Source organism: Herbaspirillum sp. 3R11 (assembly GCF_004563925.1).
GTDB lineage: Bacteria > Pseudomonadota > Gammaproteobacteria > Burkholderiales > Burkholderiaceae_D > Herbaspirillum.
In genome coordinates, this window is record NZ_SPNJ01000002.1 from 653,287 (window position 1) to 666,562 (window position 13,276).

Annotated in this window: 13 protein-coding genes; 3 read left to right on the forward strand and 10 right to left on the reverse strand. The window is 56.9% G+C overall.

Annotated elements, in window-relative coordinates; all coding sequences use genetic code 11:
• Positions 1–128 precede the first annotated feature (128 nt).
• From E4P32_RS11255 to E4P32_RS11275, 5 genes are all read right to left on the reverse strand, one after another.
• Positions 129–1,049, reverse strand: coding sequence for a LysR family transcriptional regulator (locus E4P32_RS11255; protein ID WP_199525622.1), 921 nt, complete (start codon positions 1,047–1,049; stop codon positions 129–131).
• Between the two features lie 116 nt (positions 1,050–1,165).
• A complete protein-coding gene (locus tag E4P32_RS11260; protein WP_116434117.1) occupies positions 1,166–1,912 on the reverse strand; it encodes an SDR family oxidoreductase in 747 nt (248 codons plus the stop codon).
• A 406-nt stretch (positions 1,913–2,318) separates the two neighbouring features.
• Entirely contained in the window at positions 2,319–2,663 is a 345-nt protein-coding gene (locus E4P32_RS11265; protein ID WP_116434116.1) for a ferredoxin family protein, read from the reverse strand.
• 18 nt (positions 2,664–2,681) lie between these two features.
• Complete coding sequence (locus E4P32_RS11270) at positions 2,682–3,074, reverse strand: cupin domain-containing protein (protein ID WP_116434115.1); 393 nt, start codon at positions 3,072–3,074, stop codon at positions 2,682–2,684.
• Positions 3,075–3,123: 49 nt separating this feature from the next.
• Positions 3,124–4,437, reverse strand: a complete 1,314-nt coding sequence (locus E4P32_RS11275; protein ID WP_116434114.1) for an MFS transporter — start codon at positions 4,435–4,437, stop codon at positions 3,124–3,126.
• A 244-nt stretch (positions 4,438–4,681) separates the two neighbouring features.
• Here E4P32_RS11275 and E4P32_RS11280 point away from each other — a divergent pair, with 244 nt between their 5' ends.
• The 3 genes from E4P32_RS11280 to E4P32_RS11290 all read left to right on the forward strand — a co-directional run bounded on the left by E4P32_RS11280 (position 4,682) and on the right by E4P32_RS11290 (position 7,717).
• The gene (locus E4P32_RS11280) at positions 4,682–5,302 is read left to right on the forward strand and encodes a DJ-1/PfpI family protein (RefSeq protein ID WP_116434113.1); all 621 of its coding nucleotides are present in this window, start codon (positions 4,682–4,684) and stop codon (positions 5,300–5,302) included.
• A complete protein-coding gene (locus E4P32_RS11285) occupies positions 5,260–5,961 on the forward strand; it encodes an XRE family transcriptional regulator (RefSeq protein WP_233526627.1) in 702 nt (233 codons plus the stop codon). The genes E4P32_RS11280 and E4P32_RS11285 overlap by 43 nt, the downstream gene beginning before the upstream one ends.
• Positions 5,962–6,043: 82 nt before the next feature.
• Complete coding sequence (locus E4P32_RS11290) at positions 6,044–7,717, forward strand: methyl-accepting chemotaxis protein (RefSeq protein WP_116434625.1); 1,674 nt, start codon at positions 6,044–6,046, stop codon at positions 7,715–7,717.
• Positions 7,718–7,804: 87 nt separating this feature from the next.
• Here E4P32_RS11290 and E4P32_RS11295 read toward each other — a convergent pair whose 3' ends face one another.
• From E4P32_RS11295 to E4P32_RS11315, 5 genes are all read right to left on the reverse strand, one after another.
• Positions 7,805–8,437 (reverse strand): cupin domain-containing protein, encoded by a 633-nt coding sequence (locus E4P32_RS11295; protein ID WP_116434112.1) that lies wholly within the window; start codon positions 8,435–8,437, stop codon positions 7,805–7,807.
• 377 nt (positions 8,438–8,814) lie between these two features.
• Positions 8,815–9,912 (reverse strand): AGE family epimerase/isomerase, encoded by a 1,098-nt coding sequence (locus E4P32_RS11300; RefSeq protein ID WP_116434111.1) that lies wholly within the window; start codon positions 9,910–9,912, stop codon positions 8,815–8,817.
• 173 nt (positions 9,913–10,085) lie between these two features.
• Complete coding sequence (locus E4P32_RS11305; RefSeq protein WP_116434110.1) at positions 10,086–11,288, reverse strand: ammonium transporter; 1,203 nt, start codon at positions 11,286–11,288, stop codon at positions 10,086–10,088.
• A 278-nt stretch (positions 11,289–11,566) separates the two neighbouring features.
• Positions 11,567–12,367 (reverse strand): IclR family transcriptional regulator, encoded by an 801-nt coding sequence (locus E4P32_RS11310; protein ID WP_116434624.1) that lies wholly within the window; start codon positions 12,365–12,367, stop codon positions 11,567–11,569.
• A 156-nt stretch (positions 12,368–12,523) separates the two neighbouring features.
• On the reverse strand, positions 12,524–13,249 hold the full coding sequence (locus E4P32_RS11315) for an SDR family oxidoreductase (protein WP_116434109.1): 726 nt from the start codon (positions 13,247–13,249) through the stop codon (positions 12,524–12,526).
• Positions 13,250–13,276: the final 27 nt, after the last annotated feature.

Consider the following 13,276-nt stretch of genomic DNA (forward strand, 5'->3'; position numbering starts at 1 on the left):
GGGCAACGGCGTCTGTACGTTCGTCAGAAAGGGAGGGGAGTCAAACTGCGTCGGAGTAATCCGACAGGAGGAAAAACGTTGCCGGTGATCCGGGCACACCCGCGATGTCGAATATACGTCCGGGGCGTTCAATCAGAAGGAATGCGCCCGAATTCAGCAAGCAACTCGCGGAGTTGCGGTACCGCATAGTCAATGAAGCGGCGCAGCTTTGCCGGCATCGCTTCCCGGGAAAGAAAAACCACATGAACCGGAATCGGTTCAACCTCAAACTCTTGCAAGACATATTTCAATTTCCCGGCCTTTACCGCGTCGTGCACATCATGCTCAAGGATGAAGGTCACGCCGATGCCTGCGATAGCGGCATCAACTGCGGCATCCGGCGACGAAACGAGTAAGCGCGGTACATCTGAAACGGTGTACGTTTGCCCCGTATCCTGACTACGGTAGCGCCATGGAGAGAGACTTGGACTATCGAATACGACGCAAGGAAACTTGCTCAAATCCTCCGGCGTCTCGGGCCGACCATGTTTGTCCAGAAGTGCCGGGCTGGCTACGGTCACCACACGCAATGCCCCCACCCGCGTAGCGACCAAACTGCTGTCGCGAAGCTTGCCTACACGGATGGCCACATCGGCGTGTACGTCGATCAGGTCAATGATGCGATCGGACTGCACCAGCCGGATTCGAATCTCAGGATACAGCGCGAGAAACTGATTGATGACCGGCAGCACCCGCAAACGCGCCACTTGCACAGGTGAGGTGACAACCAGCTCTCCCCGTGGGGTCGTGAATTCACCGGCGGCACGCCGCTCCAGTTCGTCCACGTCTTCGAGGATTCGCTTTGCCGCGGCGACATACTCAACGCCCGCTTCGGTCAGCGCGAGCTTCCTTGTTGTCCTGATGATCAGTCTCGTCCCCACCATCGCTTCAAGGTCGCTGACGTTCCTGGTGAGCGTGGGAGCCGATACATTCAATTTTCTGGCCGCGGCCGACAAGCTACCTTCCTCAACCGAGGCCACCAACATCGCCATCGCTTCTAGTCGGTCCACGTGATGCACCCAAAAAAAATATAAAGAATCAATTCTAACCCCAGCTTGTCTGATTCAGTCCGGAACCCATCCGCCAGGACGGGATCCGGTTTGTCGCGACATAGTGTCGCGGCACATTAGAACTGCGTCAGACCGCCATCAACCACCATTTCGGTTCCTGTGGTGTACGACGAATCGTCGCTTGCCAGGAACAACGCTGTCTTGGCCAGCTCGTCAGGGGTGCCGAAACGCTTCAGCGCAACCTTGTCTGTAATGCTGGCGGCGACCTGGGACAGCACGTTGTCGGGCAGACCGATCTTGCTGTAGAACGGGGTTGCAATTGCGCCCGGGCTGATGGCGTTGACACGGATGCCGAGTGGCGCCAGTTCGGCGCCCAGGGTGCGAACCAGGGAGCGCGTTGCTGCCTTGGTGGCTGCCAGAATCGACAGGCCTGGATAACCGATGGTGTTCAGGAAGGAGGTCGTCACAATGACGCTGCCGCCACGGCTCATCAAAGGAGCCGTCTTTTGGATCGTGAAGAATGTGCCCGTGAAGTTCAACGCGAGGTTGTCGTTGATGTAGTCCTCAGTGACGGATGCGAGAGGAGCGACTGTGGTGGCGCCGGCGTTGGCAAAGACGACGTCGATGTGGCCGAACTGCGCACGGGTTTTTTCGACCGCACGTTCGATGTCCGCTACCTTGCGGATGTCCGCCTGGATCAGCAGAGCGTTGCCGTTGAGCGCCTTGCCGGCTTCTGCCAGACGTTCAGCGTTCGAGCCAACCAGCACGACATTGGCGCCTTCCGCCTGGAACAGCTTTGCAGTTTCCAGTCCGATGCCTGATGTGCCGCCGGTAATAAATGCCACTTTGTTGCTGAGTTTCATGATTTTTCCTTTGAGTGATAAGTTGGATCGCAATGCAATGGCTGACGATGACGTCGCTTCGTCAACTTGTTGTGTTGAATGCCTTGCTTGGAATGAATAGTAGATCTCACCACTTTTAAAGAGAATCCATTAAACCTGATTAATATCTAATCAAAATATGAGGAAGTAACCAAGGCGCCGGGATCGCGGTCAATAGCGACTGCTGCGCTTGTCAGGCTGAGGCGGTACTTTTGCTTTCGAGATTTGGCGGGAGCCGGTTTTAAGCCGCACGATAGCTCGAATGCATACACATCCGGAGCACTGCCGGGTAGGGGGATTGCGGCGTCTTGCGCCAGATCTTTTCCGAGTGAAAACGGCGCCTGCGAGGCGCCTGTCGTTTCGGGAGAGACCTGGAAGCGCTGCCAATTTATTGTGCTTCCGGGTCGGGGGTCGGTAGCAGGAATTCTCTTTTGTCTGTCACCGTCAGCCAGGTTTCCGCATCATCCGGCACTTTTCCCTGTTGCGTAATGACGGGCCATGTCTTCGCAAACTGGATGTTGATATCGATATAGTCGCGGTCTTTGCCGGCGAGCGTTTCTTTGGCGCGGATTGCTCCTGCGGGGCATACCAGCTCACATATTGCGCAGTTGACGCAAACGGATGGATCGATCACCACAAAATTCTGTCCTGCGCGGAAAGCCTGCACAGGGCAGACTTCCACGCATTCCATGAACTTGCAGCGAATACAAGCTTCGGTGACTACATAGCTCATGATTTTTCTTTCTGAAAATCAGAAGCCGGCGTCAACATCAAAAAACACATTGGGCTTGCGATACACCGCCAGGATCACGCAACCTTCGTCAGAGCGGGTTTCGTGCAACGAACCGGGCTTGCGCCATGTGAACTCGCCGGCACGTGCGATGCCGTCGTGATCGTAGAAGGAGCCTTCCAGCACAAAACTTTGTTCAATCTCCGGATGACGATGGAACGGGAGGGTGGTGCCCGGTTCCCATTTCAGCAGGCAAGTCAGTTCGCCGCTTTCGGCATTTTCATACAGTGCCTTGATGCGGATGCCTTTGTGTTTGGTCGGCTTCCATTCCAGATCATCCGGCTTGACATAGGTCGAGCCGTTAGGTGTTGGGGCCAGTTTTCCCTTCAAGCGGGTTTCGACGACTGCGTTCATTTCCATCTCCTTAAAAAATGCGGCTGTTCCGCGATAAGTTGAGCAACTACTACAACACTTCGTTTCTGGTTTCCCGGGCGACCAGCGCCGCGACAAGCGTGATGACTGCCAGTACGATCAGCATGATCGAGACGCCGGCGGTCCCTCCGAAATAGGCCATCAGCCCCGTCGCCAGCATCGGCGAAAGCCCGCCGCCGATGGCAGCTGCGACTTGAAAGCCGAAGGAGGCGCCGCTGTACCGTACATTCGCACCGAAGAGTTCAGGGAAATACGTCGCTTCCGGCGCAAACATGAGTCCATGGCCCAGGCTCAGCGCCACGATCATTGTGCCGATCACGATGGTTGCGTCTTTCGTATCCAGCATCGTGAAGAGCGGGAAGGCCAATAACATCGTGATGATCGCTCCCGCTATATACATGGGGCGTCGGCCGATGTAATCGGACATCAGCCCGAACAGGGGAATCGTCACCACTTCGACGATCGCCGCATACAGAATTCCGTCCAGGATCAGAGACTTCGGCAAGGAAAGCGTGTTGGTGGCGTACAGAACGATAAAGACGGTCAATATGTAAACCCAGGACACTTCCGAGATTTTCAGTCCGATCGCCGTCAGAAATGAGCGCGGGTTCTTCAGGATGGCGTCCAGAACCGGGCTCTTCGACAGTTCATTTTTTTCTTTCATGCGGAGGAAAACCGGCGACTCTTCCACCTTGCTGCGGATGAAATAACCCACCACCACCAGCACCAGGCTCAGCAAAAACGGTATCCGCCATCCCCAAGCCATGAAGTCGGCTTCGGGCAACTTTGAGACAATGGAAAAGACCGCGGTGGCAATGAGCAATCCGAGCGGAAAGCCGACCTGAACCAGACTTCCATAAAATCCGCGTCGGTTTGGTGGCGCATGCTCCAATACCATGAGTGCTGCACCGCCCCATTCGCCGCCCAGGCCAATGCCTTGAATGAAGCGCAGGGTGATCAGAAGAACCGGCGCCCATAGTCCGACCTGAGCATAGGTGGGGAGGCAGCCGATCAGAACCGTCCCCAGGCCCATGATGAACATCGTCAGCAAGAGCATCGATTTGCGACCGACCCGATCGCCGAAGTGCCCGAAGATGGCACCGCCCAGCGGGCGTGCAAAAAAGCCGACGGCATAGGTGCCCAGTGCTGCCAGCGTGCCGATAATTGGCGAGACGTTCGGGAAAAACAACTTGTTGAATACCAGCGCTGCCGCCATGCCATAAATCAGAAAGTCGTACCACTCGATAATCGTCCCAATCGAGCTGGCTGCTGCGATTGTGCCGATCTTCCCCTTTGTTTCTGCCTTTCCTGCGGTCACCGTGTGACTCGTGGTTGGAATTGCCATCTTTGTCTCCTTCGTTTGATTTTTTACGAAGAACCGATTCTCGATACGAGAAACTCTATCTATCAGCAGTGGAAAATATCTTATTGGGAAACTATTGTCGTAGCGAAATTCACTGTTGAATGCAATAAATCGTACCTATTACCCGTCTTCTCCTAGTTCAGCTAGACAGCTGATGAAACTCAATGTAGCATCAAGTATCCCAACAGTAAACATTTTAATCAAAAGTTTCATAAAGGAGATTGGCATGAAAGTTGGCATTTTTATTTATCCAGATGTAGAGCCGATTGATCTGGCGACCTTCGGCGTGTTGTCGATGGCGCGTCGTGTTGATCCCGACATTCAGATCTGCACGCTTGCGCCGCAGAGCGGAGAAGTTCGCCTGGCGAACGGGCTGCGGGTGATTGCCGACTACGGCGTCGACGACGCGCCGGCGCTGGATGTGATTGTCGTGACGGGAGGTCCGGGATGGCAGGCGCAGACTGTTGCGAAGAGCACGCTCGATTTCCTGAGGACGCGTGCGGCCGATACGTTGCTGGTGTCGGTGTGCACCGGCGGCATGATCATGGCCGCGGCTGGCGTTCTTGATGGAAAGAGCGCGACGACCAAGGTTGAAGTCATTGGCGCCGAGGTTTCTCCGTTAAGCGTGATGGCGTCGAAATATCCGGAGATTTCGACAGTGCATTCCAGCCTGGTCGATGAAGGAACTATCGTCACCGGTGGTGGTGTAACGCTTTGCATCGACGCGATGATGCATCTGCTCAAGACAAGAATCGACCCGAAAGTGGCGGATGAGACCGCCCGGATCATGGAGTATTCCCGGGCATGGCAGGCCAACATAACTGCGTTGCCGCCGGTTCAAGCCTGATGATGTCGGACGCTCCTCCCGCCGACGCGGCTGCCGGGCTGTCCGACGTAGAAATACGTCTGGGCACGCGCGTGTATGAACTTCGCAATGCGCGCAGTTATACGCTTGAGCAGCTGTCGGTCGAGACCGGGTTTACCAAGGGATATCTTTCAAAGATAGAAAATTCGAAAGTCATTCCTCCGATCGGCACGCTGATAAAAATAGCGCAGGCGCTGCATACCGATCTGGCTGAGTTGCTGGGTACGGAAGTGCTGGCCGAGAGCACGAGCGGAATCTGCGTCGTGCGCGGATGGGCACGCGAGCCCATTGTGCGAGGCGATAGCTCGTTCGGCTACGACTACATTGCGCTGGCCAATAAGCGGCGCCGCAAGACAATGGATCCCTTCATCATGGTATTTCCCTCCGACCTGTCGCACGACGTGCGATTTGAGCATGAAGGGGAGGAGTTCATCTACATACTCGAGGGGCAAGTCGAGTTCAGCTTTGTGGTTGATGGCAAGGAGCGGCAGTGGGTTTTGTCTCCGGGCGACAGTATCTATTTCGACTCGCAGACACCGCATCGCGGGCGCGGCCTGCAGGCGGAATCCAGGGCGTTGATGGTGACATCGCAGCCAGCGGATTCCGGAGGCGACAGCGTGCCTGGAATGGGGCCAAGGTAAGGAGCATGGCGGTCGGTCAATGTGCTCCATTGAATCGATCGGCCATCGTCAGACGATTCAACTTTTGGAGGAGAGGGCTGTCATGAAAAATCTTACCCTGGGCGGGAAGCTGTATTTGATATTGGCGCTGATGTGGGTCGGTTTGGTGTCGTTCGGAGTCTGGTCTGCGTGGAACACGCGCAGCATTTTGACGGAAGAGCGGCGCACGAAACTTCGCGCCAATGTCGAGATTGCAGAATCGGTGGTCAAGGGCTATGCCGCACGTGTGGATAGCGGCGAGCTCACCATGGCGGAAGCACAGAAGCGTGCCATCGCAAACATTTCAGCCATGCGCTTCAACCCCGAAGGCTATTTCGTCGTACAGGATCAGGACTTTATCGCGCTGGTCCATGCCAATCAGAAAATTGTGGGGAAGAGTCAGCGGGATTTCAAAGATACCGATGGAAAATACTTTATTCAGGAACAGCGGAAAAAGATCGATGCCACAGGCGAAGCGCAGGTGGATTATTCTTTCCCGCATCCAGGAGATACCGTTCCCGCACCGAAGATTACCTATGCCAAGCTTTTCAAGCCATGGGGCTGGACAATTTTTACGGGAGCCTATGTCGATAGCATCGAGCTTGTGTTCTACAGCGAACTCAAAGGCATCCTGAGCATTACGATTGCAATCGGTTTGCTGCTGACGGCGCTGACCTATCTGGTCATCCGCAACGTTGCGCGCAGTCTCGGTGGCGAGCCGTCGTACGCCGCCGAGATTGCGTCGAGAATTGCCGATGGCGATCTGGCATTCGAGATCAACGTAAAAGGCGACAACGAAAATAGCATGCTGGGCACCATGCGCCGGATGCAGCGGCAATTGTCCGCGACGGTCGGCCAGATCCGCCAAGGCACGGACACAATTGAAGTCGGCGCCGGCGAGATCGCAGCAGGTAATCTCGACCTGTCTTCACGCACCGAGCAACAGGCGAGCTCTTTGGCGGAGACGTCCGCCAGCATGGGGGAGCTCACTTCCGCTGTACAACAAAATACCGACAATGCGCGACAAGCGGGCGAGTTGGCCGGAAGTGCATCGCGCATCGCGGAGCGTGGCGGTGAAGTGGTGAGCAAGGTGGTAGAGACCATGCGTGGAATTAACGATAGTTCACTCAAGATGGTCGACATCATCAGCGTGATCGACAGCATCGCCTTCCAGACGAACATCCTCGCACTCAATGCCGCTGTCGAAGCTGCCCGCGCCGGTGAGCAAGGTCGCGGCTTTGCGGTCGTCGCTACGGAGGTCAGAACGTTGGCGCAGCGTAGCGCCCAGGCGGCAAGAGAGATCAAGGGGCTCATTGACGACTCCGTCGCGCGTGTCGGCAATGGCTCCGGCCTGGTAGAGAAAGCCGGAGCGACAATGAAGGAGATGATGGTTGCCGTCGATCGGGTAACGAATATCGTCGGCGATATCTCCTCTGCGTCAGAGCGGCAAAGCAGCTGGATTGGGCAGATCAACGATGCGATGATGCAAATGGATCAGGTCACCCAGCAAAACGCCGCGCTCGTCGAAGAGGCGGCGGCGGCTGCTGCGTCGCTGGAGGGACAGGCGAAACGCTTGAAGCAGGCAGTCGAAATCTTCAAAACGGAAGATGCAAGATCGATGGCGGCAGTCGCACCTGCACATGTTGCGACTCTGCCAGAGAATGCGCCGGATGCGGGCGGCAGAGAACGATTGAAGAACAGGTACGCACAGCAAAAATTGGCGTTGCCAGTGAGGTAGGGTTGGACCTGGTTCAATGGAGTACCAACTTTTCCGTTGAACCCGATCCATTTTGCTTAACCCGCTGTCCGGTGGAGATGCCGTGAATTACGGAATGGATGTCGGCTTGGATTTGTAGATGACGACAAGCGCCCGGGACTCGCCATTCAGGCTGCGTCCTCGATGGGGTGAGCGGGAGTCGAAATAGACGCTGTCTCCTGGCGACAAAACCCAGGTCTTGTTACGTCCATCGATGATCGCCTCAAATTCTACCTCTCCATCGAGAATGAACATGAACTCTTCGCCTTCATGTTCGAAGCGAATGTCGCGGTCGACCTTGGACGGAAACACCATGATGAATGGCTCCATCTGTTTGTGGTGGCGCTTGTGCGCAAGCGCGACATAGTCGTAGCCAAACGAGCTGCCGCCTTTGATGACGGATTCTCGTTGCCAGGACCGGATCACACAGACGGTGTCTGTGTCGGCGGTGGCGTCTTCCGGCTCAAGCAGGTCTGCAATATCTGTTTCCAGCACCTGTGTAATTTTAAGCAAGGTGCCGATCGGGGGAATGACTTTGGAGTTTTCGATCTTCGAAAGGTAGCCCTTCGTAAAGCCTGTGGCCGTTGCCAGGTTTTCCAGGGTGTAGCCGCGGGCGCCGCGCAATCGGGAAATTCGCTTTCCCAGTTGCAGCTCGATTGCTGTGGGAATTTCTTCTTTTGCTGAATCCAGTTCGTCCGTCATTCGTCGATTTATCAGGAAATAAATATTGTTTTGAAAGAATGTCTTGCACCGTGTTGTTCGAAAATGCCGAATGTTTTGGCACCTTTTAAGTGCAATGATACTTCGATTGTGATTGGCAGCTGTTGTTTTGGATCAAGAGCAAGGGCGCTTGGAGATGGCGATACCGACTTCTGATGCAAAAATTTTCTGCTTCGGTTTTTGAAGCGCAGCCAAAAAAGGCCGCGCTCTCCAGCGTTGCGGAGGCCGTTGCACACAAGCTTTTTGCAGTTGCTGATGATTTGCTCAAAGACGATGCCGAATATCTCTTTGGCTACTTTGAGCGCTCACATATCAAGAGCGCTGACACCTGGATGCCTGCATCTTGCGTTCATGTCGGCTCAAGACAAGGTCGCGTAAGCCGTCGCCAGATGATAAGCGGTGGTGGATGGCAACTCGGCACGCACGATCTTGCCGTCAATGGTTTGGCTTTCAATCCAGCCAGACGCCGTGAGGAAGCGCGCGCCGAAACGAGCGATCTGCAGCGGGAGCTCGGCGCGCACGGCTGCCTCGCGATGATGGGCGAGGGCACGCAGATATTCGCTTTGCGCCCAGATTCTCTGGGTGCTGTCGGTCAATGTTCCGCGCAGGTCCAACGCCGCCGCCACACCGCCGGTTTGCGCATCGACACCAGTGCGTCGGACGAAATCAAAGGCACGATACAAGGCCTGCTGCATGCCCGCTTTGTGAAAGGCCGGGTGCTGACTCGATTCCACCAAAAACAGCCATTCGAACTGATGGCCAGGTTCGATCCAGTTATTATCGCTGTCCAGTGGCAGCTCGGCTACGCAACCGGTTGCCTCATCCACGAAGGTGCCGGCAAAAGCGCTGACCAGCTTGTCCAGCCGCTGCGCAAAAATCGCTTGCGAGGTCGTGGCGGCAGCGGCCAGCCAGGCTTCGGTCAGGTGCATCAACGGATTTTGGGTTGGACCGCTGATCTTGCTGGAAAAATCTTCCGCCATGGCGCTGCTGAACAGAGCGCCGTCAACCATGTGACGTTCAATCAGGGCTGAGGTTTCTTCCAGGAGCGCGAGCGCTTGCTGAGCTTGTTTCGCATGAGGATGCCTGGCATATTCGGCGCACGCGAAAATCACGAATGCGTGCGTATACAAGTCTTTTTGCCGTTCCTTCGGCTCACCGTCGGCATCGACGCTGTAAAACCAGCCGCCATGCTGTTTGTCTTGAAAATAATGACACAGCGAAGCAAACAAGGCATCGGCATGTTGCCACTCCTGCGCCAGCGAAAAGACGAACAATTGCCGCGCGCACGCCATGGCGCGATAGCGTACCGGCGGCAATGCCGTCTTGCCATCTGCTGCCACGCTTTCGTAGGCGAGTCCCAGGTTTTGATTAAAACCCGCATCACGCCAGATCGGCAAGATGACGTCCTGGTAGTGGCTGCGCAGTGCGCTAGCGGTGCTGAAATGTGAATCGACCATGGAATGCGATCAGAAATAGACGTCTGAGGTTTAGCGGGGACCAGCGGCCATCGATCAAGAGCCGCTGCTGGCCGATTTCAATAAATTTTCCTTTTTGGGCATGAATATCCCTAAGGAAAATATATTCGTATGGTATCAAACACGCCGATAGACTTTATTAATTTCTATCATTATCACCAACTGGTATCCCGCTCCGCCGTCGACGAAATCTTGTGGATAGACAAATCGGCGCCTTCGAATTCCTGTTCCGGATCGAGGCGAATGCCGATGGCTTTCTTGAGCACGCCGTAGACGATCCAGCCGCCGATGACGGCGATGGCTATGCCGAGCAGCGAGCCGCACAACTGCGCCATGAAGGACACGCCGCCGAGGCCGCCCAGCGTTTTCGTGCCGAACATGCCGGCCGCCAGTCCCCCCCAGGTGCCGCACAGGCCGTGCAGAGGCCATACGCCGAGCACGTCGTCGATCTTCCATTTGTTTTGCGTGCGGGTGAACATCCACACGAAGATCGCGCCGGCGATGCCGCCGGTGACCAGCGCGCCCAGCGGATGCATCAGGTCGGAGCCGGCGCATACCGCCACCAGTCCGGCCAGCGGACCGTTGTAGACGAAACCGGGGTCATTCTTGCCCATGATCAGCGCGACCAGCGTGCCGCCGGCCATGGCCATGAGCGAGTTGAGCGCGACCAGGCCGTTCATCTTGTCGAGGGTTTGCGCGCTCATGACGTTGAAGCCGAACCAGCCGACCGTGAGGATCCAGGCGCCCAGTGCGAGGAAGGGAATGTTCGACGGCGGGTGCGCGGCGATATTGCCGTCCTTGGTGTAGCGTCCGCGTCGCGCGCCCAGCAACAACACTGCAGGCAGGGCGATCCAGCCGCCGACGGCGTGGACCACGATGGAGCCGGCGAAGTCGTGAAACTCGGCGCCGAATGCGTTCTTGAGCCAGGCTTGCACGCCGAAGTGCTGGTTCCAGGCGATGCCTTCGAAGAAGGGATACACCAGGCCGACCAGCACGGCGGTGGCGATCAGTTGCGGATTGAATTTGGAGCGCTCGGCGATGCCGCCCGAGATGATTGCGGGAATCGCGGCGGCGAAGGTCAGCAGGAAAAAGAACTTCACCAGCTCAAAACCGCTGCGTGCCGACAGGACTTCTGCGCCGCTGAAAAAGCTGACGCCGTAGGCGACGTAATAGCCGACGAAAAAGTAAGCGATGGTCGATACCGCGAAGTCCGCCAGGATTTTGACCAGCGCGTTGACCTGGTTCTTGCGTCGCACGGTGCCCAGTTCCAGAAAGGCAAAGCCGGCATGCATCGCCAGAATCATGACTGCGCCGAGCAAAATGAAGAGCGCATCGGCACCATTTTTGTGATCGTCCACGAAAAAATCTCCCAATAATTGTGCAATAAATAGCGAAAAGGTCTTTATAAAGCAAAAAACATTCCATTTCGGTGCAAATTATTAGTGCCTTGAATTTAAAGGAGAATTATTTGTTGTTGAAAAACAATTATAGAAAAGCGCACGCAAAATGTGCGAAAAGCCGCGTCAATGCGGTGCGTGGCAAAACCGGCAAGTTTTGGGGCTTGCCGCAGGATGTCTTGCTGGAAAGAAAAATCAGAGGGAAGGGGAAGGGGAAGTGGAAATGGAAATGGAAATGCTCAGCGACCCGGGCCGGACAGCTTCTGCGTGATCAGCTTGCAGGTCGACAGCAGCGGATCGATCAATGCCTGTTGCAATTGGGCGGGTTTGCGGAACAGTGGAATGCTGACGCTGATGCAGGCGACCGGCATGCCTTCGGCGCCGAAGATGGGCGCGCCGACGCAGAAGATCTGCGCTTCGTTCTCTTCGCGGTCTTCGGTGTAGCCGCGCTGTTGCGCCACGGCGAGTTCGGCGCGCAGGACGTCGAGGTCGGTGATGGTGTGTTCGGTGAATTTTTGTATTTTGACCGAGCGCAGCAGGCGGTTGCGGGTGGCCTCGTCGAGCGCGGCCAGGTAGGCCTTGCCGACCGAGCTCGAATACAGCGTCACGCGCGTGCCCACGCGCGAGGTCATGCGCACGGCTTGCGGGCTTTCCAGCTTCTCGATGTAGACCATGCCGTTGTCGCTGGGCACGGCCAGGTGGACGGTCTCGCGCGTGGTGTCGCGCAGCTGTTGCAGGGCGTCGATGGCGGCGGTGCGGACATCCGAACGCGACCATGATTTGCTGGCGAGATTGATCAGACGCGGGCCGAGTTCGAAATGGCGCGTGCGTGGATTTTCCACCACCATGCCTTCGGCCGTCAGCGCCGCCAGGATGCGATAGACGGTCGGACGCGGATAACCGCTCAGCGCGCTGAGCTGGGCAATCGACAGCGGCGCATCCTGGTCGGCGATCAGCTGCAGCACGGCCATGAACTTGGAGAACGCAGCAGTGCCGGCGATCTTCGGATTGTCTTCGGCGGCGGTGTCGGAGGTCGGCATGAGCGGCATGGGCGTCGGGTGCAAAGCAGGGGGAAAGAAATCAGGGAAGGACAGGACAGAAAAAGGCGGCAGAGAGGCATTATAGCCGAGGGGTTTCCCGGCACTGCCGCGGACAGGACAGCGGCAGTGCCGGGAAGGTAATACGTTACGGCAGGATCACGACACCAGGTAGCCGCCGTCGACCGGCACCACGGCGCCGGTCATGAAGGAGGCTGCCGGCGTGCACAGGAAAGCTGCGACATTGCCGATGTCTTCCGGCGTGCCCCAGCGGTTCAGCGGCGTGCGTTGCAGGATAGGGCCGGAGCGCGCCGGATCTTCCTGCAGCGCCTTGGTCAGCGGCGTTGCGATCCAGCCCGGCGCGACCGCATTGACGCGAATGCCGTCGGCGGCGTAGGCAATCGCCAGCGACTTGGTCAGTTGTGCCACGCCGCCTTTGCTGGAGCTGTACGCCGGCACCAGGCCGCCGCCGAAGAAGCTCAGCATCGACGCCAGGTTGACGATGCAACCCTTGCTCTCTTTCAGCAGCGCGCGCGCCGCCGAACAGACGCGCATGGTGCCGGTCAGGTTGACCGCGATCACCTGTTCGAAGACCTCGACTTCATGTTCGGCGCCGCGCTTGATGATGCCGGCGCAGTTGATCACGATGTCGAGTTGCTTGATGCCGGCGAACAGATCCCTGACGCTGTCTTCCGACGCCACGTTGAGTTCGGCCAGCATGATGCCGGTGCCGTCGAACTCTTCCGTGGCGAACGGTGGCAAACCTGCCGCGATGACCTTGGCGCCCATGGCGGCGAGCTGGCGCGCCACCGCGCCGCCGATGCCCTGGGTGCCGCCGGTGACCAGCGCGGTTTTACCCTGGAACAGATTGGGAGTGAATGTCATGTGCTTTCCTTCAGATCGAAAATAAAA